General features: G+C 35.5%; 14 protein-coding genes. 6 read left to right on the forward strand and 8 right to left on the reverse strand.

The genetic code is table 11. The features are described 5' to 3' along the window. Positions 1 to 61: 61 nt before the first annotated feature. The 6 genes from mutL to IEV50_RS01045 all read left to right on the forward strand — a co-directional run bounded on the left by mutL (position 62) and on the right by IEV50_RS01045 (position 8,338). Positions 62 to 1,897 (forward strand): DNA mismatch repair endonuclease MutL, encoded by a 1,836-nt coding sequence (gene mutL / locus IEV50_RS01020; RefSeq protein WP_188411399.1) that lies wholly within the window; start codon positions 62 to 64, stop codon positions 1,895 to 1,897. 128 nt (positions 1,898 to 2,025) lie between these two features. After that, positions 2,026 to 2,736, forward strand: a complete 711-nt coding sequence (locus IEV50_RS01025) for a rhomboid family intramembrane serine protease (protein WP_188411400.1) — start codon at positions 2,026 to 2,028, stop codon at positions 2,734 to 2,736. Then, positions 2,729 to 3,580: a rhomboid family protein gene (locus IEV50_RS01030; RefSeq protein ID WP_188411401.1), complete on the forward strand. Its 852-nt coding sequence runs from the start codon at positions 2,729 to 2,731 to the stop codon at positions 3,578 to 3,580. The genes IEV50_RS01025 and IEV50_RS01030 overlap by 8 nt, the downstream gene beginning before the upstream one ends. Beyond that, the gene (locus tag IEV50_RS01035; protein ID WP_188411402.1) at positions 3,581 to 4,699 is read left to right on the forward strand and encodes an endonuclease/exonuclease/phosphatase family protein; all 1,119 of its coding nucleotides are present in this window, start codon (positions 3,581 to 3,583) and stop codon (positions 4,697 to 4,699) included. It abuts the gene before it with no gap. 128 nt (positions 4,700 to 4,827) lie between these two features. Beyond that, complete coding sequence (locus IEV50_RS01040) at positions 4,828 to 5,460, forward strand: nitroreductase family protein (protein ID WP_188411403.1); 633 nt, start codon at positions 4,828 to 4,830, stop codon at positions 5,458 to 5,460. A gap of 148 nt (positions 5,461 to 5,608) precedes the next feature. Further along, positions 5,609 to 8,338: an alpha-2-macroglobulin family protein gene (locus tag IEV50_RS01045; protein WP_229746579.1), complete on the forward strand. Its 2,730-nt coding sequence runs from the start codon at positions 5,609 to 5,611 to the stop codon at positions 8,336 to 8,338. A 188-nt stretch (positions 8,339 to 8,526) separates the two neighbouring features. Here the strand turns inward: IEV50_RS01045 and IEV50_RS01050 are convergent, their stop codons facing one another. From IEV50_RS01050 to IEV50_RS01085, 8 genes are all read right to left on the reverse strand, one after another. Continuing rightward, positions 8,527 to 9,486 (reverse strand): 2-hydroxyacid dehydrogenase, encoded by a 960-nt coding sequence (locus IEV50_RS01050; protein ID WP_188411404.1) that lies wholly within the window; start codon positions 9,484 to 9,486, stop codon positions 8,527 to 8,529. A 42-nt stretch (positions 9,487 to 9,528) separates the two neighbouring features. Continuing rightward, positions 9,529 to 10,338, reverse strand: coding sequence for a DUF4249 domain-containing protein (locus tag IEV50_RS01055; protein ID WP_188411405.1), 810 nt, complete (start codon positions 10,336 to 10,338; stop codon positions 9,529 to 9,531). 1 nt (position 10,339) lies between these two features. After that, a complete protein-coding gene (locus tag IEV50_RS01060; RefSeq protein ID WP_188411406.1) occupies positions 10,340 to 12,664 on the reverse strand; it encodes a TonB-dependent receptor in 2,325 nt (774 codons plus the stop codon). Between the two features lie 91 nt (positions 12,665 to 12,755). Further along, positions 12,756 to 13,907: a multiheme c-type cytochrome gene (locus IEV50_RS01065; protein ID WP_188411407.1), complete on the reverse strand. Its 1,152-nt coding sequence runs from the start codon at positions 13,905 to 13,907 to the stop codon at positions 12,756 to 12,758. 55 nt (positions 13,908 to 13,962) lie between these two features. Further along, on the reverse strand, positions 13,963 to 15,723 hold the full coding sequence (locus IEV50_RS01070; RefSeq protein ID WP_188411408.1) for a cellulase family glycosylhydrolase: 1,761 nt from the start codon (positions 15,721 to 15,723) through the stop codon (positions 13,963 to 13,965). A gap of 40 nt (positions 15,724 to 15,763) precedes the next feature. Beyond that, positions 15,764 to 17,131 (reverse strand): glycoside hydrolase family 30 protein, encoded by a 1,368-nt coding sequence (locus IEV50_RS01075; RefSeq protein ID WP_229746580.1) that lies wholly within the window; start codon positions 17,129 to 17,131, stop codon positions 15,764 to 15,766. Positions 17,132 to 17,317: 186 nt separating this feature from the next. Beyond that, positions 17,318 to 18,850, reverse strand: a complete 1,533-nt coding sequence (locus IEV50_RS01080) for a RagB/SusD family nutrient uptake outer membrane protein (protein ID WP_188411410.1) — start codon at positions 18,848 to 18,850, stop codon at positions 17,318 to 17,320. Positions 18,851 to 18,860: 10 nt separating this feature from the next. Then, a complete protein-coding gene (locus tag IEV50_RS01085) occupies positions 18,861 to 22,001 on the reverse strand; it encodes a SusC/RagA family TonB-linked outer membrane protein (protein WP_188411411.1) in 3,141 nt (1,046 codons plus the stop codon). Positions 22,002 to 22,052: the final 51 nt, after the last annotated feature.

Raw genomic sequence — 22,052 nt, forward strand, 5'->3', positions numbered from 1 at the left:
AACAAAACGCATTCCTTAAGCTTATTTTGCATAATTTAGCAAATTCACTTTGCCATATTACATGACTGATATTATTCACCTCTTACCTGATGCTGTTGCCAATCAAATTGCTGCTGGAGAAGTTGTTCAACGACCTGCTTCTGCAGTAAAAGAATTGCTAGAAAATTCTATCGATGCTGGTGCAGATAAAATTCAGCTATTAATAAAAGATGCGGGTAAAGCATTAATTCAGTTAATTGATAACGGTTGTGGTATGAGTGTTACCGATGCCAGAATGTGTTTCGAACGCCATGCAACATCAAAAGTTAAAAAAGCGGAAGATTTATTTGCCATTCGCACCATGGGTTTTCGCGGCGAAGCAATGGCATCCATTGCTGCAATTGCTCAGGTAGAAATGAAAACCCGCAGGCATGAGGATGAAATTGGTAGTTGCATAACAATTGAGGGTGCTTTGGTTACCGCTCAAGAACCTGTTGCCACAGCACCAGGAACACAAATTTCTATCAAAAACTTATTTTTTAATACGCCTGCAAGAAGGAATTTCTTAAAAAGTAACCCGGTAGAAATGCGCCACATTATTGATGAATTTACTCGTGTTGCATTGGCCCATCCTACCGTCTTTTTCAGTTTACACCATGATGGCACCGAGATTTTCAACCTCCCGAAAGGTAATCTAAAACAGCGCATTGTTCATATATTCGGCAATAATTATAATGAACGTTTAGTTCCTGTTGAGGAAGATACAACCATAATTAATGTTAAAGGATATATTGGCAAACCCGCTTTTGCAAAGAAAACCAGAGGCGAACAGTTCTTTTTTGTAAATAATCGCTTTATTAAAGACCCATATTTAAATCATGCCGTAAGCTCGGCTTTTGATGATTTATTGCCCGATGATAGTTATCCGCTTTACGTTTTATTTATAGAGATAGACCCGGCAAAGATTGATGTAAATGTTCACCCAACTAAAACAGAAATCAAATACCTGGATGAAAAATCTATTTATGCAATTTTAAAATCGGCTGTTAAACGTTCAATTGGGAGGTATAACATTTCACCGACTTTAGATTTTGATCAGGAAACAGGTTTCAGCAATATGATTTCGCCAAAAGCGGTTGAGGATATTATACCACCGAGCATAAATTTCAATCCTGATTTTAATCCCTTTGCTACAGAGATAAATTCGGTTTCTGGCTATTCATCATCGCCGAGAAATTATGAAGCAAAACCTAGTGCTAAAAACTGGGGCTCGCTTTATGAAATAACCAAAGAACCAGTGGTTGAACAAACCACATTTTACACCGATGATACAGTTTTAGAAACAAAACAGAAACAATATATGCAGTTGCATAATCGTTATATTATTTCTCAAATCAAATCGGGTTTAATGGTTATCGACCAGCAAATGGCACATGAGCGCATCCTTTACGAGCGTTTCTTACTACATCTTGATGATAGAAAAGGTGCCTCGCAGCAAAGCTTGTTCCCACAAACCATAACGCTTAACGCAAACGACTTTGAATTGGCAAAAAGTTTATTAGAGGATATAAAAAGTTTAGGTTTTGATGTTCGGGAATTCGGAAAAAACACATTAGTTGTTGAAGGAATTCCTGTTGATTTAGGTAGCTCAAACATTAATGAGACACAATTGTTTGAACAGCTGATTGAAGGCTTTAAAAACACACAGCAAGAATTAAAATTAACCAAACGCGATAGCTTAGCAAGAAGTTTAGCTAAAAACAGTGCAATAAAAGCTGGTACTGCTTTAGGTCAAGAAGAAATGAACACTTTAATTGATGAACTTTTCGCCTGCAAAACTCCTAACTTTGGAGTGAGTGGAAAGCCTATTATCCAAACTATAACTTTAACTGAGTTGGATAAAAAATTTGAGAAATAGAGGGTGAGGGTTATGGCTAAGGTTGAGATTAAGGCGAAGGTTGAGGCGAAGATGAAGGAAAAAAAAATAAAGACTAAGGTTGAGTAGAGCGAAAACGAAAGACGAAATACCAAAAACGACACAATTAAATGAATAACATATATATACCACCGGTTGTAAAAAACCTTTTAATAATAAACATTTTGTTTTTTGCAGCTACGTGGCTTTTTCAGAAACAAGGCATAATAAACTTAGAAGATACGCTTGCAGTTTATTATTTTGATTCGCCCAAATTTAGATTTTGGCAACCTTTAAGCTACATGTTTATGCATGGAGGATTTGCCCATATATTCTTTAATATGTTTGCTTTATATTCTTTTGGTAGTTTGTTAGAATCGCGATGGGGAGCAAAAAAGTTTATCATTTTTTACTTGATTACTGGATTAGGCGCTTTAGCATTGCAGTGGGCAGTACAAGCTTTTGAGGTACATCAATTAATAGGGCATGTAACCATGTTTGATGGTTGGCAGAAGGAAATTACAAGTCAATCTCAAGTACAAACACTGGGATCAATATACTACGGCGGTATGCTAGGCGCTTCTGGTGCAATTTTTGGTTTATTAGTAGCCTTTGGTATGCTTTATCCTAACGCAGAACTTTATATTATGTTTATTCCTGTTCCTGTTAAGGCAAAATACATTATACCAATTTATATTCTTGTTGAACTATCTTTAGGTGTTGCTCAATTTGAAGGAGATTCTATTGCACACTATGCACATTTGGGCGGTGCTTTAATTGGGTTTATACTGGTTAAGATCTGGAAAGACAAAAACGATACATTTTACACGCTTTATGAATAATACTTTCAAAGATTTAAGATTTAAGATTTTCAAATCTGGCAATCCACTTTTCTTTTATATTGGTATAAATGTTATTTTATTTTTGGTAACTGCAGTAACAGGTATATTCGTTTTTTTAAGTGGCAGTTCTTTAAGTTTTAAATCGTGGTTGTTTGAATATGTTGGTTTACCAGCAAGCTTATCTAATTTACCAGAAAGATTTTATACCATTTTAACGTATATGTTTTTTCATACAGATATTTTCCATATTCTTTTTAATATGCTTGGTTTATACTGGTTTGGAAACATATTTATGAATTTCTTAAAAAGCAGGCAATTCCATTTTGTTTACCTGTCGGGTGGCCTTTTCGGTGGTTTATTTGCTGTTGCCTTTTTAAATATTTTCCCGGTTTTTTCTGGTTCGTTAGAAAATACTAACATAGTTGGTGCATCTGCAGCGGTGATGGCAATTATATTTGCGGCAGCAACCTTAGTACCCAATTACACCATAATGTTGCTATTTTTTGGTGAGGTTAAAATTAAATGGATAGCACTTGTTTATTTCATTTTAGATTTTTTATCAATCGGATCAGCAAATGCTGGTGGTAGTTTAGCACATATTGGCGGTGCAATTTTAGGGTTTGCTTACATTAAAAGCCTGCAAAATGGTAGCGATTGGAGCAAAATTTTTGAGAAAAACCCGAAATTAAGAGTTGTAAAAAATGAGCAGCCAATAAAAAAGCCTACTTTTAAGGATGTTTCACAAACAGAAATTGATGAAATTTTAGATAAAATATCAACATCCGGCTACGATAAATTGACAGCGACAGAGAAGGAAAAATTATTTAAAGCAAGTAAAGATTAAATGTCAAAGCCAAATTCTAAATATACTTTTTTCGACAAAATATTTCTGCCTCTAACTGTTGTAGCGGTTATTTCCCTGTTGCTTGGAACAATTGCAGGAAACATAGATCCTCGAAAAAATATTTTATTAGCATACTTCGCATTAGCCTATCCATATTCTCTTTTAATATGTATTCTTTTTTTTATTTGGTGGGCAGTTAGAAAAAGATGGATATTTTCAATTGTAATTATTTTTGTAATTGCAATTGGATATAAGACTCTTCATGCAACTTTCGGTTTTGGCGGTATTGAAGGCACATCAAAAAAAGAAGAAGGTAGCATTAGAATAATGACGTATAATGTGCACAGTTTTAAGCTTTTTGGAGAAAATAATACCATATCTGTTAAAGATAAAATGCTTACGATTGTACAGGAACAAAACCCTGATGTGATATGTCTCCAAGAATTTTATACTAGGCACAAAGGCGATTTTAATACCATTGATAGCTTGAAAAGACTATTGAACACTAAATATTACTATTTTAAACCAGTAGAAAACAATACTTACGAAGCCTTTGGATTAGCGATTTTCTCTAAATACCCTATTAAGAACAAAGGTGATATTATGTTTGATGGTCACGGTGACAATATGAGCATTTATGCAGATTTAGATATTGATGGCAAAATGCTCAGGGTTTTTAATGTTCATTTTCAGTCCATCAGTTTTCAACCTCAAGATTATGAATTCATCGATCAGCTAACAAAAAAAACCAGAGGTAAATTATATGCTTCTAAAAGAATTTTAAAAATGCTTAGGTATGCTTTTGTTAAAAGAAGTGATCAGGTGGATATTATGAAAAAAGAAATGGCTGCCTGTAAAACGCCATATTTAATTGCAGGCGATTTTAACGACACACCTGCTTCTTACGCTGTAAACCAAATAACAGATGGTTTAAAAAATACATTTGCTGAAAAAGGCTCGGGCTTTGGCAAAACTTACAATGGAAAATTTCCTAATTTTCAGATAGATTATATTTCTACATCCAAAGATTTTGAAGTGCTAAATTACCAAATTACAAGGGCCAAGCTTTCTGATCATTTTCCAGTTAGAACAGATTTAAAATTTATTGATAGAAAATAAATATCTTATCAGACTGATCCGCAGTAAATTTTAAGATATTAAATCATTTTTCTTACCATACATCAACAATCAATTTTAACTTATTTCAGATATTTGTTTCCTAAATTGAAAATAAAATACATAAAAATATGAGTTTATTAGAAGCATTAAACTGGCGTTATGCCGTTAAAAAAATGAATGGTCAACCAGTTGAACAGGAAAAAGTAGATAAAATTATCGCCGCTGCGCATTTGGCTCCAACTTCATCGGGTTTGCAACCTTTTAAGGTAATTGTAATAACAGATCAGGAATTAAAAGAAAAGATTGCACCTATTGCATTTAATCAGTCTCAAATTATAGATTCTTCTCATTTGTTAGTTTTTGCGGCTTTCGAAGATTATACTGAAGAAGGCATCGATGCATTTTTTAGCTATATGAATGCGGAGCGTGGGTTACCTGATTCTGCAACTGATGCTTACAAAGCACAGCTTAAAGGAATGATTTTAGGAAGACCTGCAGAAGAAAACTTTAATCACGCAGCTCGTCAGGCTTATATTGGTTTTGGTATGGCACTTGCAGAGGCTGCCTTATTAAAAGTAGATTCGACGCCAATGGAAGGCTTTAATGCACCTGCACTTGATGAGCTTTTGGGTTTAAACAAGCAAGGTTTAAAAAGCGTTACATTATTGCCACTAGGTTATAGAGATGAGGCTAACGATTGGTTAGTTAATCTTAAAAAAGTACGTAGACCGCTAGGTGAATTTCTAATCGAGCGCAAATAAGTTCCCATCTTAAAGCATAAGTTAATAGCCGGTTTTACTACAAGTAAAATCGGCTTTTTTATGTGAAAAAATGTTAAACCCTTTTGCAGGTTATGCGCTCTATATATATTTGGATATATTTACATCCTAAGTAATTAATTTCCTGTTCATGAAGATTTTTAGAATTCTATCTATTGTAGTTTCTTTTTTGTATTTGCTAAACTTTTCCGCCTCGGCACAAACTGATACTGTTAGTATTAATACCATAATAACTAAAACCAATAAAGTTTTAAATGATTATCCTGCTGAGAAAATTTATCTTCATTTTGATAAACCATATTACGCAGTAGCAGATACAATTTGGTTTAAAGCTTATGTTACCGAAAATCAAAATTTTCTTTCAGCAATAAGTAAAATCATTTATGTAGATGTAATTAATCAACGCGATTCTTTAATTCAAACCTTAAAGCTTCCGCTAAACGGCGGTTTGGCTGAAGGTAACATTCCATTATCCATTGAGAATTACAAACAAGGAAACTATCATATCAGAGCATATACTATGTGGATGTTAAATGCTGATGACCCAGCATTTTTTAATAAGACATTTTATGTAGGTGAAGCAATTGATAAAGAAGTTAAAACTCATATATCTTACAAAAACACATCAACAGATAAGCAAGAGAAAATTGATGCCAGGATACAGTTCAAAGATTCAAACAACAAGCCTTATGCAAACAGGAATGTAAATTGGCAGGTTGTAACCAGTTACACATCCATCGCAAAAGGAAGAGGTACAACTGATGCAAGTGGCTATTTAACAATTAGCATGTCTGCTAACCAAAAGGCAGAGTATCAACTACAAAAAGGCGAACTAATTACAAGTATTAACACAACGGATAAAGATATAGTAAACAATACCTTCCAGCTAAAAAATGCCATTATTAATAAAGACGTACAGTTTTTTCCCGAAGGTGGAAATCTAGTTGCAGGGCTAACAGGCAAAGTTGCATTCAAAGCTGTTAAAAGTGATGGTTTGGGTATAAATGCTAAAGGTGTTGTTTCGGATAATGATGGTAAACAAGTTGCCACATTTACTGCGCAACATTTAGGCATGGGCAGTTTTACTATGCTGCCAGAAGCTGGCAAAACCTATAAAGCGAGTTTAACTTATGCTGATGGAACCACACAAACTGTAAACCTTCCTGCAGTTGTAGCTTCGGGTATTTCTATAGTTATCAATAATACCGATGATGAAAATATTGCTATAAAAATTGCTTCTAACGATGCATTTTTTCAACAAAATCAGGGTAAAAAGTTTTATGTGATTGCGCAAAGCAAAGGTGTTATATGCTACGGTGCGCAAACAGCACTATCAAATAAAGAATATAGCACAACAGTTTCTAAAGCTAAATTTCCTTCAGGCATTGCTCAGTTTACATTATTTACAGAAAGCGGTAAACCACTAAGCGAAAGAATCGTTTTTGTTCAGCATAAAAATGGTTTAGCTCTAGCTTTAACAAGTCCTGCTGTTTCTTACGGTATAAAGAAAAAAGTTAAAATAAACCTTGCCGCTAAAAAAGATGGTTTACCTGTAGATGGTAACTTCTCGGTATCGGTTGTTGATGAAACTAAAGTTCCATTTAATGAGGATGGTGCAAGTACTATTTTTACAGGTTTACTGTTGAGCAGTGATTTAAAAGGTTATATCGAAAAGCCAAACTATTATTTTAATGTTCCTGACGCGAAGAAAGCAGCAGATTTAGATATTCTTCTTCTAACTCAAGGTTATCGAAATTATTCCTACACTGATATTATTGCCAATAAACTTCCAAAAATTACATTTTTACCTGAACAAGGGATAGAATTTTCTGGTATTTTAAGATTGAGTAATGGCATCCCGGTTAGAAAGGGTGCGCTGCTCCTTACCATTCCTGATAAACGCATTAATATGGAAGGAACTACAGACCCCGTAGGAAATTTTAAATTTTCAAATCTGGTATTTAACGATTCTTCTAAAGTAACCATTACAGCAAAGTATAATGTGAATTATAAAAACATGACTTTAAGCTTAAACGGTTCACCAATACCTTCCGTTAGCAGAAATTTTAGCGGCGCAGATGAAGTGCTTAACATAGATAGCACGCTAACAACCTACTTAGATAATAGCAAAAAACAATATGCATATCTGCACACTCTTAAAGATGTAACGATTAAAGCTGCGGCAATTCCTAAAGTAAGCCATAAAGATTATCCTGCATTAACTGGATTATCTGCTGTTGCAGACCATGAGATTACGGGAGACAGACTAACTGGATGTAACTTACTTATAAATTGCCTGCAAACAATGGCCACTGGAACAACTTATATCGATAACATTTTCTATGTAACAAGAGATTATAATCAAGGAAATAAAACCCCAATGGGTATTTTTATTAATGGTATGCTTATGGACGTAAATCAACTGGCTTCTATCGACCCTTCAAGCGTAGAATCAGTAGAAATCTTTCTGAAAGATGAACTTGGTTTAGTTAATAGGGCAAATAATATCAACGGAGTTATCGTTATTAACCAGAAAAAAGCACCTAAAGGAACAAAAATTTCTAAAAGCCAGTTAATGGATATGCTTCCCAAATATTATGAACTTACTTTTTCTCCTCAAGGTTATAATAAAGAGCGCCAATTCTACATGCCTAAATATGATGTTCCGGCAAATTTAAACCGAAATGATTTACGTACCACCATTTACTGGAACCCAAAAGTTGTAACGGATAAAGCTACAGGATTAACATCTTTCGATTTTTACAATGCAGATGGGAAAGGCCAGTATAAAGTAGTTGTTGAGGGTATAGATGGAACAGGAAACATTGGAAGATCTGTTTTCAGATATACCGTTAAGTAGGCATATAACCTCAGTGGGTATAAATTCAATTTCAAGTAACTCAATATTAAATAGATTGCTTCAACTGATTGCACACCCCTTCATTCAGTTCGCAATTACGTGCTCAAAAAGTCGGTTTTGCGAGGAAATTTTTCAGCCGATTAGCAATCTTTCCTGCTGCAACTTATTTTTTTCTTTCAAAAAAGATTTTACCAAATCTGATGAGGCAACTTTTCGCCCTTTAAACCTGCAATAATATTTTTCGCCACTAAATTTGCCATAGCACTTCGAGTTTTCTGCGTTGCAGAACCAATATGTGGCAGAACGGCAACACTTTCCATATTTAGTAAAGAATTATCCTTATTCATTGGTTCAGGATTAGTAACATCCAAGCCTGCACCCCAAATTATTTTTTGTTGAAGGGCAAAAATTAAATCTTGCTCATTATGAATTCCCCCTCTTGCAGTGTTGATGAAAATTGATTCAGGCTTCATTTTTTTAAAAACCTCAATATTAAACTTATCTTTTGTTTCTGGTGTTAATGTGGTATGAACAGATAGCACATCGCTTTGCTTAAGTAATTCATCAAAAGAAACATATTTTGCATCAATTTCATTTTCTGCTTCTTCGTTTTTATTCCTGTTATGGTAAACTACCTGCATTCCATAAGCACCAATACATTTTTTTGCCATTTCCATTCCAATTTTACCCATGCCAAAAATACCTAAGGTTTTACCGTTCAGTTCAATTCCAAGTTCTGGTGTTGGCTCATAATTTTGCCACTGCCCGTTAATAATTTTTTTATGCAGGTAAAATGCCTTTCTGGAAACAGCAAGCATTAATAAAAAAGCGGTATCGGCAGTGGCTCCGCTTAAAACACCAGGTGTATTTCCGACAGGAATATTTAAGCTTTTTGCTTCTTTAATATCAACATTATCAAAACCAACAGCATGCAAGGCAATAACTTTTAAATGCTTGCAAGCATTAAGAAAATCGGCATTAATTTTATTTGGCCCAACGCTTATAAAAGCATCAACATCCTGGCAGGCGCCAATTAATTCTTTAACCGTAATTTGTCTGTTTTCTTTCCACCAGGTTACAGCTATGTTGTTTTCTTCCAATAATTTAACCCCGCTTTCTGCAATATTGCCACTTATAAAAACTTTCATACTATAGTTAACAGCAAAATTTTTAAGATGTTTCTAACAATATTATGGCACTATAATATTAAGTGCTTGATAGGTATGGGCACTAAAATAGCCTAATGCATTATTAGATATATTAGTGGTTGGGTTTGCTGGTGTTGTACCCTGATTTGGACCACGACCAGACTGCTCGCTTAATGCATACCAGTAATCAAATATGTTAGAATCTATGGTTTCCATTTCTACTTTCACCTTATCTTTACTATTCAATTCATCACTATCGTTATTATCGTTGCCGGATTTGAAAAATAGCTGTATCCTGAGTTGATTTCCATCGGTCAGGCGATCGTTAGACACATAAAATCGTTGAGAAGCATTGTCGTTAACATATAAATTGAAATGATAAAAATTGGTTTCACTTTTTGGATCAACAAGGTAAGCGGCAGCAGTTTTTCGTTCGTTGCCAAAGAAATTATTGCTTACAATACCAATAGAATCTAACTTAACAATAGCAGGCATTTTAGAGGTTGCCGTATAAGTTTTACCCTCAACAACTACTTTCATTGTATAAGTAACACCTGGTACGCCACGCATTCCAAAAGCATAAATACCTGGCTGAGTTTCTGCAAAATTATAAATATTTCCTCTTGAATCACTCACGGTAACAACTGCGCCAGAAACAGATGGGTATTTATTCTGTCCATCATAAGCAATAGATTTACTTATTTTTATTTGTTGAGCAAGTAACCTATTGTCAATTTTCCCTTCTATTACCAATTGTGGCTCGGCGTTGTTGGTATCTATTTCAATAATTTTCTTACATGAGGAGAAAAGTATAGATGCTATTGAAAAGTACATTAAAAATTTTTTCATCATGTTAAAATTTAAAATTCCAGGTTATCGAAGGGATTAAACCAAATAAAGAGGTTTGTTCTGCCACTGTTCTACTTGGGTCATTCGGATCGTTAATAAACTCAATTGAATAAGGATTTTTTCTTGCTAAAGCATTATAAATGCCAAAGTTCCAGCTGGATTGAAATCTACCCTTATTTTTTCCTTCAAGCGTTGCGCTTAAATCTAATCGCATATTATATGGCATTCGCCCGGCATTTCTTTCTGTATAATAAAAAACAGTTTGGTTGTTAATAGCATATTTCCCTGCCGGAAAAGTTACTGCGTTACCCGTACTATAAATAAAACTCGAAGAAAATGTCCATCGTTTGTTCAAATTATAAATGCCAACAACCGAAATATCGTGTGTTCTATCTTGCCTTGCCGGGAAATAATTTCCGTTATTTAATTCAGCGAATTTTCTTTCCGTACGCGATAAAGTATATCCTACCCAGCCATTAAGTTTACCGAATTTCTTTTTTAAAAATAGTTCCAGGCCATAAGCTCGTCCGCTTCCATATAGTAATTCTGATTCTATGTTACTATTGGCAAGTAATTGGGCTGCATTTTTATAATCGATTTGGTTTTGCAGCCATTTATAATAAACCTCTCCTGAGAGTTCGTAGTTATTATCTTCCAGATTTTTAAAATAACCCAATGAAACCTGATCAGCAATTTCGGGTTTAATATTATTGCTGCTTAAAACATATTGATCTGTGGGCGAACTTGAAGTAGCATTTGTTAAAATATGAATGTTTTGCGTATTGCGGTTGTAAGATGCTTTTACAGAATTTTCATCATTAAAAAGATAACTTAGCGAGAAGCGAGGCTCCAGATTGAGGTAGTTTTTATAAAATTTACCACTCTCGGCTCTGTCAGTAGCTAAGATGTTGCCTGCATTATCATAAGTGCTAAAATTACCAGGACCTAATAACGAAAACGCTGCAAGGCGAAGACCGTATAGAAAATTTAGCTTTTCTGTAACCGCCCATTCATCAGAAATATAAGCCGCTGTTTCCAATCCATAACGTTTTTGTTGAGTTAGTGGATTTACCTGAGATTCTTGTGTAGTGGTAATATCAATTGGAGAAATACGATGATGTGTCGTGTTTAAACCAAAACGAATGGTGTGTTTGTTGCTAAAATATTGAAAATCCTGTTTGAAGTTAAAATCGCGAACCAGGGATGTTGCCTTAAAATTAGTAACGTCGTTTAACAATCTAACCGTATAGTTGTAGTTGTTGTAAATTAATGATGTATTGGAAAAAAGCCTGTCGCTAAAAATATGATTTAAACGCAAGGTTGTAGTCACATTACCCCAATTGTTTTCAAACAAATCTTTTACGCCAATATTATCCTTACCAAAATAACCGGACAAATAAATGGTGTTTTTATCGTCTATCTTGTAATTGGCTTTGGCGTTTATATCATAAAAGTTAAGTGTACTTCCATTAATTGCCGAATCGGGCGATAGCCTTAAAAACAAATCGATATAGGTTCTTCGAAAACTCACCATAAAAGAGCCTTTGTCTTTTACAATCGGTCCTTCGGCTTTAAACCTCGATGCGATTAAACCAATACCACCCTGAAACTTAAATTCTTTATTGTTACCGTCATCCATTTTAACATCTAAAACTGATGATAACCTACCACCATATTGTGCAGGCATACCACCTTTGTAAAGACTAACATCTTTAATTGCATCGGCGTTAAAGGTTGAAAAGAAGCCTAATAAATGCGATGAATTGTAAACTACAGCTTCATCGAGGATAATTAAATTCTGATCCGCAGCACCACCACGAACGTAAAAACCCGTATTACCTTCGCCGCCTGATTTTACACCGGGTAACAATTGTATCGTTTTTAAAATATCTTTTTCACCCAGCAAAACGGGAATAGAATTTAGAGATTTCATATCAACCCGCTCTAAACCCATTTGTGCGCTACGAACATTTTCATTTTTTCGATTTGCTGCACTTACGGTAACCTCATCCAAATCATTTGCCGATTTAAGTTCTTCGTTTAACTTAATATCTTTATTTAAAGTGATGGTTCTAGTGATGGAAACATAACCCGTATAACTAACTACCACGGTGTATTCGCCTTCGGGTTGCGTTAATGCATAATAGCCATAACTATTTGTTAAAGTGCCGACAGAAGTTTTACCAACTAACTTAACGGTAGCCCCAATTAATGTTTCACCCGTATTGGCATCGCGAATTGTACCGCTAAGGTTAAATTTATTTTGAGCCGCCGCGAAATTGTAAAAAAAGAAAAGTAAAAAAAATGGCAGGTAATGTTTTATCGGCATAAAGAGAAAATGTATTTACAATTGAAATGCAAATGTACAAATTACAGTTATCTAAATTAACGGATAAATTTATACCGGTATAAACAAATTATTACTGATTAGGATAGATACCAATATGATGAGATCTTAATAAATATGGATTAACGTTCTTATTCCCTGCTGTTTGAAACGATATTAATTTTGATACTTGCATTGGCATGTGGCAGTTAATACAATTTGCTTTTAAAAAACCTTTTGCTAAAGTTTTTGCGCTGTGCTTTTGTGTTTGGTGGCAACTCATGCATCTTTGAGCATATACCAGCATGTTGCCTTTTACATTTTCATGCGTGTTGTGGCAAGATTGGCAAGTCATTTCGCTTTTTTGGTAACAGAGACTGCCTTTTAACATTGCAGTTTGGTTCCCATGAACATCGGGATTGTCGCCACTAAAAGAAACAAAATCTTGTGCATAAAAGTTATCAAGGTTATCTCCCGGCTTAAAATTAAAAACATCTTGAATGGATGTTAACGTGTTGCCTGAATGGCAAACTCCACAAGCATCCATTTTTTGTTTTCTACTTAAGGTTTTATAAATGGCAATAAATTTAGGTTTCTTTTCTTCGGGATTTTCCAAGTGAAAAACTACATGTTCTTTAGCCGGACCATGGCAACGTTCGCAATCTATTCCGCTAATTAAAGTTCCTTTTTGCAGGTCTTCTTCTGTAGATAGCGAAGTGGTTTCTTTGATTTCTGTTTTAATAAATGAGCTGTGGCATTGCAAGCAACGTTTAGTAATTGGCCTATCGAAATACATCGCATTGGCCGGAAAACCCGGACTATTAGCCCAGGTATTAATTTCTGAGAAATGAGATAGTGGCAACTGAAATAATTTATTACCTTTCCAATAGGCATAGGTAAATGCTTTCTCTCCCGAACCAAAATAAATATCAAATCGTTCTGCTCTAACTTGCTTACCATCTAGGTAGCCAACCTGGTAAAACCCGCTATCTCTTCGTTCTACTTTAATTTTCAGCCGTTCGTTAAAAGCAAAAGTATTATCATCAGCAGCAACCAATTTTTCAAGTTTGTTGTTATCTACACTACCAGAACTTAATCCATGTGCATTATGTACAAATGATTTAGAAACATCAGCATGGCATTTTACGCAGCTTGCAGCACCAGCATAATTTTCTCCCCTAGAATCGGGTGGTATGTTATCAGCCTCACTAATACAACGCGAAAGTGCCAGGATGACCAGCATCATGACACCTAAAATAAAAATTACGCGTTTGTTACCTTTTAACACAAGTGCTTTCTGCTTATTTTACAAATTGAATATAGCTAAAATTATAACCGCCTGTATCTGAAATAACCCTTATAACCTGTTTACCAGCAGCAAGAGGAATATTTGGTAAATCGAAGGTTGCGAACTTTTTTGCCCCATCGGTTTTTGGAACCTGAATGCCTGAAGCAACAGTTTTTCCGTTAATGGATATTGTTAATTTGCCATCGTTATTTGCAGATGCGGTATTTAATTTCAAAGTGTAATTTCCTTTTGATAATACATTTACGGTGTATTGCAACCACTCTCCTTTTTCGATGCTATTAACAAAATACTTCTCATACAACACAGAATCTTTCGAAATATCAACTCCATCGTTTCTATATATTCGTCCACGATTACCTGCTGTTCTTTTATTGGTTACGGTATGGTAATCTGCTGTGTCCAAATCGAAATAGGCATAATTGTTTTTTCCTAAATCGTAATCAACTGCATAAATTATAGCGCCATTTTTTATGTTATGTGCTTTAAATGGTTTAGTTTCATTAGAATGTGGCTGGCGAATCATGGCATCGATAACATCTTTATGGATGATTGTATTTTCCAATTTAGTGTAAATCGCTAATTCCATTAAACCGCTATAAACATTGCTTTCTTTAGGTTTGTCGCCACCATTATTTATGTAATTTACTACACTATTGTAATTTGGGTTGGAGCGTATTTCCATTGGATTATTAAAGCCAACTTTTTTTAATGGCCACCAAGCCCAACCAATATTATTTCGTTCTAAAAGGCTGATGGCATCTGTAAACCAGGTGTTTGAATTCTCACCAGTTTCGCCTAGCCACACTGGTACATTTTGCTCATCTCTGGCTTTTATCATATTTGATATGGAAGCCTGGTCATTATAATTCCAATATTTATGAAAGCTAAGCACCATATTTTTATCCCATAAAGGAAAAATGCCATTGTAATTGTTTCCCCAACCATTGCCTTCTATAATTAGGATGTGTTTCTCATCAACATTTCGTATTGCTTTGGTGATATCTACCATTAGTTTTCTTAGCAGAGCATTTACTTTCTCTTTCGTTCCATTTTTATCATCAGCAGGATTTGTAAAACCATAATTAGGCTCATTAATAATGTCGTAAGCACCAATCCATTCCTCATTTTTATATCGCTCGGCAAGCTTTGCCCAAAGTGCAATTGTTTTTTGCTGATTGGCTTCACTTTCCCAAAGCATAGGTTTTGAATCGTCTCTATCTGCGATATTGGTATCATTTCCTTGTCCGCCAGGTGTTGCATGCAAATCCAATATCAGGTACATTTTGTTGGCTTTACACCAGGCAAGCAAACTATCTGTTAAAGCAAAACCTCTATCTAACCAGGTATTTTTACCAGCCACAGGTTCCTTTTCTACAGGTAAAGTATAAAGGTTATAGTGCATAGGTAAACGAATAGAATTAAACCCCCAGGCTTTTAACGAATCGATATCAATTTTTCGGGTATGATTATTTAACCAGGCATCGTAGAACTCTTGGGTTTGTTTAGTGCCCATTAAATCTTCGAGCTTTTCTCTAATTTTATGTTGTTGCCCGTCTTTATTTATTTTTAGCATGTAACCTTCCTGCAGCATCCATCCACCCAAACCAAAGCCACGAAGTAAAATATTCTCGCCTTTGGCATTAACAATTTTCTTTCCTTCGGCTTTTAAAAAGCCTTGGGCAACAGATTGAAATGATAACAGCGTTAAGCCAAGAAAGCACACAAGCTGAATACGTTTTTGAAATTGGAGCATTATATATTTTGAATACATAGTAGAGTTATTGCGGGTTATTTTACCAGATGTAAGTTGAAACGGAACCTTTTTCTAAAGTTGTAGAAATTATTTTTCCGTTATAACTAATGTTGAAAGTTGTATTTGTACTACCGGTATTGGCAACGATTAAAACCTTCTTGCCATCGGGTGTTTTAAATGCGACATTTGATAAACCCGAAGGTTCATTTGATGCAATGCGAACAGAACCCGGACGAACAAATTTAGATGCATGTGCAACAGAATAATAAGCCAGGTTTCTGCTCACTTTATCTTTATCGATAGTTACCGCACCTTGGCAAGTTGGACAACCGCCTCTATCTGTAAATGGTTTATTTTCCAAATCGGCGGCTAAATTCCACTCTAAAACATTTCTGCTCCAATTGCGTGTTGCACCTATGATTAATCTTTTAACCGGGTTGATAATATTTATGGTTGATGAACCAGGTTCCTCTACAACCATTTGTTCTGAAAAATAAATGTTCTTATCAGGATGGGCATTATGTACATCGGTCAATGCTTCAATTTTTCCTCCATATAAATGAAATGCAGAGCCATCGATATATTTTTTAGCTTCAGGATCATCCAAAATTGAAATTGGATAATCAGGTCTATCGGCATTATGATCGTAAATAATAATTTTAGTTTTTAATCCGGCTTTTTCAAAAGCAGGTCCAAGATTTTTCTTTACAAAAATAGCCTGATCTGGAGCAACCATTAATAAACTTGGATTATTACCTGGGTGCAATGGCTCATTTTGAACGGTAATGGCATCAATCGTAATGCCTTCCTTTTTCATTTCTTGCACATATTTCACAAGGTATTTGGCGTAAACCTCATAAAATTCGGGCTTTAATATTCCTCCACGAGCATCGTATGTTGTTTTCATCCATAAGGGAGGAGACCACGGCGAGCCCAAGATTTTTATCTTTGGATTTATCGCAAGGATTTCCTTCATCACCGGAATAACATCAGCTTTATCTAAACCTAAATCGAATTTTGCCTGCTGTAAATCTGTTTCTCCTTCGGGCAAATCATTATAAGAAAATACTTTTTCATTTAAATCTGAAGCACCAATACTTAGGCGGATATAACTGACACCAATATTGTTTCCATCCGTTGCGAAAAGTTCTTTAAGTAAGGTTGCTCTTGCAGGTGCCGACATTTTAATGATGTGTTGCGCACTTCCACCTGTTAGGGTATAACCAAATCCATCAATTGGTTGGTAAGTTTCCTTATCATTTACAAAAATGGTTGGGTTTTTATTTTGCTCTGATGAAAATTTTAGCACCGCAGTTTGTTTGGCAAAAAGCACCGATCTATCTGCCTTGGTAAGCCATGAACTTACATTATTTTGTGCAGTTGATTGAAGCGTTGAAATACTAAACATAACAGCAAAACAATAGCTTATCGCCTTAAATTTCATATTGGCAAGTGATTTAAATTAATGATTTAGGGTTTATTTTTGAGGGATAAGATTCTCCTCGTTAAGAAAAGGCTGTATCAAAAATCTAAGTTTTAGTTTGCCTAGTAAACTAATTTTCTTATTTGATTTATGATACAGCCTCTTAAAAAATTATTTAGTACCTCCGTACTCTTTGTTTTGCAATATTTTAGTATTGTTCAATTCGCCTTGAGGAATAGGGAAAATTTCATTTTTATTGGCAGTAAAACCTTTATACGCCAACACTGTTGCTGCCTTACCCCAACGAACCAAATCAAGAAAACGATGACCTTCGCCAGCCAACTCCGCTCTTCTTTCTCTCATAATGTTATCCATAGTAACAGCAACCGGGTTTAATCCAACTCGAGCTCTTACTGCATTAAACAATTGATAAGCACGACTTCCGGCACCTACTGCGCCACCACTTTGCAAAACAGCCTCAGCTTCTAACATATAAGTATCGGCTAAACGAATTTCGTACGAATCTTGAGGAAAATTCAACTCCGTTTGTCCGGTTGGCGCTTTATCAGCAACGCGACCAATGGTTTTTTCTAAAAAGTACCCACTATTTTGGTAACCTTTTTCGTAAGTAGCAATGCCATTTTTTTCCAAACTATCTAAATTTGCAACCGTTGCTTTATTTCTTGGATCGAAGTGGATGAAATCAAAAAACTCTTTTGTAAATACCAAAAAGCTGTAGCCCGAATAATAATCAGGTGCCGAAGCCAACACTGGTTTGTAACCACGTGGACCAACAATGATATTTAATAAGTTACCTTCAGATGCTCCTGCATCGCCCCAACCACCATTTGATGCGTTAGAATGCACAATTTCTAATATAGATTCTGTATTAAACTTGTTGTTCACTTTAAATAAATCGCCAAAATTGGTTAATAATTTATAACCGTAAGTAGCATTTGCCTGTCCAGGAGTAGAGCCATTTACAATTGCAAATTGTTCTGCAGCTTGTGCATATTTTGCTTGCTGTAAATAAACCTTACCAAGCATTGCTTGTGCAGCACCTTTGGTTAATCTTCCACCTTCTGATGCTCCGGTTATTGTGTTTGGTAAAGTTGGGATTGCTTCTGTTAAATCTTTCTCGATTAAAGCATAAACCTCCGCTGGTGCAACTTGCAACACCTCATAAATTTGTTTTGGATCTACCTCAGAAGTTAGCAATGGAATGTTTTTAAAGAAACGTACCAAATCGAAATAAAAGATTGCTCTAAGCGCTTTAGCTTCGCCAGTGTAACGAGCTTTAAGCGTTGCATCCATATTTATGCCGCCAATTTTTGATAAGAATACGTTGGCACGGAAGATACCTGCATAACCTTTATTCCACAAATAACCTTGCGGACCAGTTGTTGGGTTCAGGGTGAATGTATTTACAACTTGCAAATCATTGATATCTGAAGGACCACCACCGCCTGCAACCTGGTCATCAGAAGCTGCAGACATAATTGCAACTTTATCGTACAAACCACCAGCCTGAGCGCCAAATCTATCGTAGATAGAAACCAATGCTGCAAAAGCATCAGCAGGTGTTTTGTAGTAATTATCCAAAAGAACTCGCTCTTGAGGACTAATTTCTAAGTATTTTTTACACCCTGCAAATAATTGCAATCCAGCCAGGATTACAATTACATAAGTAATTTTTCTTTTCATTTTTAATTTTTTAAAAATTAGCATTTAAACCAAATACGAACGAACGAGCTTGTGGATATACTCCACGATCTATACTAAATGCGTTACCGCTATTGTTTGATCCCAATTCTGGATCGTAACCACTGTAACCTGTTATTGTAAATAAATTTTCAGATAATGCATACACTCTGAACTTTTTCAATCCGATTTTATCGGTTAGCGTTTTAGGAATGGTATAACCAATCTGGAAAGTTCTCAACCTGAAATAATCTCCCTTTTCTAAATATAATGATGAGAATTTAGTTAAGTTTTTGTTTGGATCTGCATCTGTTAATCTCGGCTGAGTAGTTGATGGGTTTGTAGGCGTCCATCTGTCTAATCTGGCTGTAGAATAATTTGCATTGGGAATATCTAATCTTCTGATACCCTGGAAAATCATATTTCCTGCTACACCACTACCAAAAGCAATTAAATCCCAGTTTTTATACGTTAAGTTTATGGTTAAGCCGTATGTAAAGTTTGGTAAACCGTTTCCAATAAAATCTCTGTCGCTCTCATTAATAAGGTTATCACCATTTAAGTTGGCAAATTTAACATCACCTGGTTTTGCTAAAGGCTGCAAAGGTTGCCCGTTTGGACCAGTGTAAGCATTAATTTCTGCTTGTGATTGAAAAATTCCTTGATTTACGTAGCCAAAAAACTCATTATACGAATGGCCGATTTGTGTACGTGTGATGTTTCCTAAAGTTTGGAAAGTTGCCTGGCTATCATCAATAAAATTAATACCCGGACTCAATTTATCAATCGTGTTTTTAATGAATGAACCATTACCACTAATGTTTAAACCAAACTGACCAACTTGTTTACGGTAAGAAAGTTCAAACTCCAAACCTTTGTTAGACATGTCTGCAATGTTTGCAGCAGGGCTACCACTACCAATATAGCCAGGAACAGGTGGGTTTTGAAGAATACCAACCGTTTTCTTTTTATAGATATCTGCCGTTAAAGAGAAATCTTTGAAGATGGTTGCATCGATACCAATATTTGTAGATCTGGTTTCTTCCCATTTCAAATCAGGGTTAGCAGATGCATTTGGACTATAACCAATATTAACCACGTTAGCGTTACCAAAAGTGTAGTTTCTACCACTACCAACGGTTGGTACATAAGCAAAATCGCCAATACCATCGTTACCGGTAACACCATAACTCGCTCTAATTTTTAAAAAGTTTACATAATCATTTTGAGGGAAGAAATCTTCTTTAGTTGGCACCCAACCAATTTGACCAGATGGGAAATAACCATATTTATTATTAGCGCCAAACCTAGATGAACCATCTCGTCTGATTAATGCTGAGAATAAATATTTTTCATTATAATCATACGTTAAACGAGAAAATAAGGAGAAGATTTTGTGGTCTGTACCTTCACTACCATCAGATGTTCTGTTAGCAGCTACAGGTTTAAACCTCATCGAAGCAGAATAAAAATCGGTTGCAGGTACATCAAAGAATGTTGTACTTACACTGCGGCTAAATCCATCACTATATGAACCCTGACCAACCAATAAGCTTAAATTATGGTTACCTAATGATTTTGTGTAAGATAAAGTGTTTTCAAGATTGTAAGTAATTACATAATTAATGTTTCTCGAAAACTGTGTTCTTGTATTTGTTGTTGATGAATTTAAATAATAGATCGGGTTAAAACCATCACTACCATAAAAAGCCAGTTTAGAGCCTAAAGTAGAACGGAAACGTAATCCTTTAATTGGCTCAGCTTCTAAAAATGCATTACCAACAATGTTGTGATCCCAGCTGTAATTTCCAATCTGGCGTTTAATACTTGCTAAAGGATTGCTTATTTCTTGCGCAACACGTGTCGAAATTCCATAAGGGAAACCATTTGCATCTCTAAAAACAGGTTGATTGCTATAAGGAGGAGCATTAAATACTGCTGGATCTGTTATAACTGCCGGTGTAAGGGGATCTAAATTGATAGCCGAACTTAACGGACCACCAAATTCGCTATTTGTATTTCCAATACCATTTGTGATAGAGTGGCTATAACCTAAGTTTTCGCCAATGGTTAACCATTTATACAATTTGTGGGTTGAGTTAATACGAATGTTTGCACGATTGTATTTTGAAACCTCTGTAGAAACGATACCATCAACTTTGAAATATCCGAAAGATAAGAAGAAAGTAGATTTCTCGCTACCACCACTAATGCTCACTTCGTGATTTTGACGAGCAGCGCTATTGTTAAAAATTAACGATTGCCAATCTGTTCCCTCACCTAGTGATGCTGCATTTGGATAAGGTAATGTTGGTGTTGTACCTGTAAAGTCATTTAGATAAGATTCGTTTCTTAATGTTGCATACTGCGTGGCGTTTAATAGTTCTAATTTTTTAGCCGCACGAGCCACACCATAGTAACCGTTGTAGGTTAAATTTAAACTTCCGGCTTTACCTTTTTTGGTAGTTACCAAAATTACACCTGATGCTGCACGAGTACCATAAATTGCAGCAGAAGCACCATCTTTTAATACTTCGATTGATTCGATATCTGACTGGTTTAAATAGCCGATACCACCGTTATCTACCACCACACCATCAATTACCCAAAGTGGATCGTTTTTACCGCCAAATGAAGTGAAACCACGTAACCTTACCGTAGATGCGGAACCTGGCTGACCAGATTGTGCGGCAATGGTTAAACCTGAAGTTCTACCTTGTAAGGCTTGTTCTAAACGCGTTGTAGTAGGTTGATTTTCAAGGTCGGCAGCTTTAACGCTTGAGATAGCACCTGTTACCAAACTTTTCTTTTGTGTACCGTAACCAACAACTACAACCTCACTTAAATCTTTAGAATCGGTTAGTAATGAAATGTTAATTTTTCCGCTTGCAGGAATTGTAATGGTTTGCGATACCATACCAATCTGGCTAATGGATAATTTTCCGCCTACTGGTGCCTGAATGGTAAATAATCCGTTAGGGTCTGTAGATGCAGCACGAGTTGTGCCATCAACTTTAACAGTAACACCGGGAAGCGGAGCGCCATCTTTCTGGTCTGTTACTTTTCCTGTAACTGTAATATCCTGAGCAAATAATGCCATCGGAAATGCCATGATACAGTAAATGAAGAATACGAATGTAAATCTTCTTCTCATAGAAAATAATTTTAAGTTAATATTTGGTTAGCTAGAGTATGGTTTGGTTCC

Origin of the sequence: Pedobacter mendelii (genome assembly GCF_014635725.1) — a bacterium.
Taxonomy (GTDB): domain Bacteria; phylum Bacteroidota; class Bacteroidia; order Sphingobacteriales; family Sphingobacteriaceae; genus Pedobacter; species Pedobacter mendelii.

Bases quoted from the DNA above. Each gene is read 5' to 3' on its own strand.
- IEV50_RS01045 (WP_229746579.1), top strand. From the start codon at position 5,609: ATGAAGATTTTTAGAATTCTATCTATTGTAGTTTCTTTTTTGTATTTG.
- IEV50_RS01035 (WP_188411402.1), top strand. From the start codon at position 3,581: ATGTCAAAGCCAAATTCTAAATATACTTTTTTCGACAAAATATTTCTG.
- IEV50_RS01060 (WP_188411406.1), bottom strand. From the start codon at position 12,664: ATGCCGATAAAACATTACCTGCCATTTTTTTTACTTTTCTTTTTTTAC.
- IEV50_RS01085 (WP_188411411.1), bottom strand. From the start codon at position 22,001: ATGAGAAGAAGATTTACATTCGTATTCTTCATTTACTGTATCATGGCA.
- IEV50_RS01040 (WP_188411403.1), top strand. From the start codon at position 4,828: ATGAGTTTATTAGAAGCATTAAACTGGCGTTATGCCGTTAAAAAAATG.
- IEV50_RS01050 (WP_188411404.1), bottom strand. From the start codon at position 9,486: ATGAAAGTTTTTATAAGTGGCAATATTGCAGAAAGCGGGGTTAAATTA.
- IEV50_RS01070 (WP_188411408.1), bottom strand. From the start codon at position 15,723: ATGCTCCAATTTCAAAAACGTATTCAGCTTGTGTGCTTTCTTGGCTTA.
- IEV50_RS01080 (WP_188411410.1), bottom strand. From the start codon at position 18,850: ATGAAAAGAAAAATTACTTATGTAATTGTAATCCTGGCTGGATTGCAA.
- IEV50_RS01030 (WP_188411401.1), top strand. From the start codon at position 2,729: ATGAATAATACTTTCAAAGATTTAAGATTTAAGATTTTCAAATCTGGC.
- IEV50_RS01075 (WP_229746580.1), bottom strand. From the start codon at position 17,131: ATGTTTAGTATTTCAACGCTTCAATCAACTGCACAAAATAATGTAAGT.
- IEV50_RS01055 (WP_188411405.1), bottom strand. From the start codon at position 10,338: ATGATGAAAAAATTTTTAATGTACTTTTCAATAGCATCTATACTTTTC.
- IEV50_RS01065 (WP_188411407.1), bottom strand. From the start codon at position 13,907: ATGATGCTGGTCATCCTGGCACTTTCGCGTTGTATTAGTGAGGCTGAT.
- mutL (WP_188411399.1), top strand. From the start codon at position 62: ATGACTGATATTATTCACCTCTTACCTGATGCTGTTGCCAATCAAATT.
- IEV50_RS01025 (WP_188411400.1), top strand. From the start codon at position 2,026: ATGAATAACATATATATACCACCGGTTGTAAAAAACCTTTTAATAATA.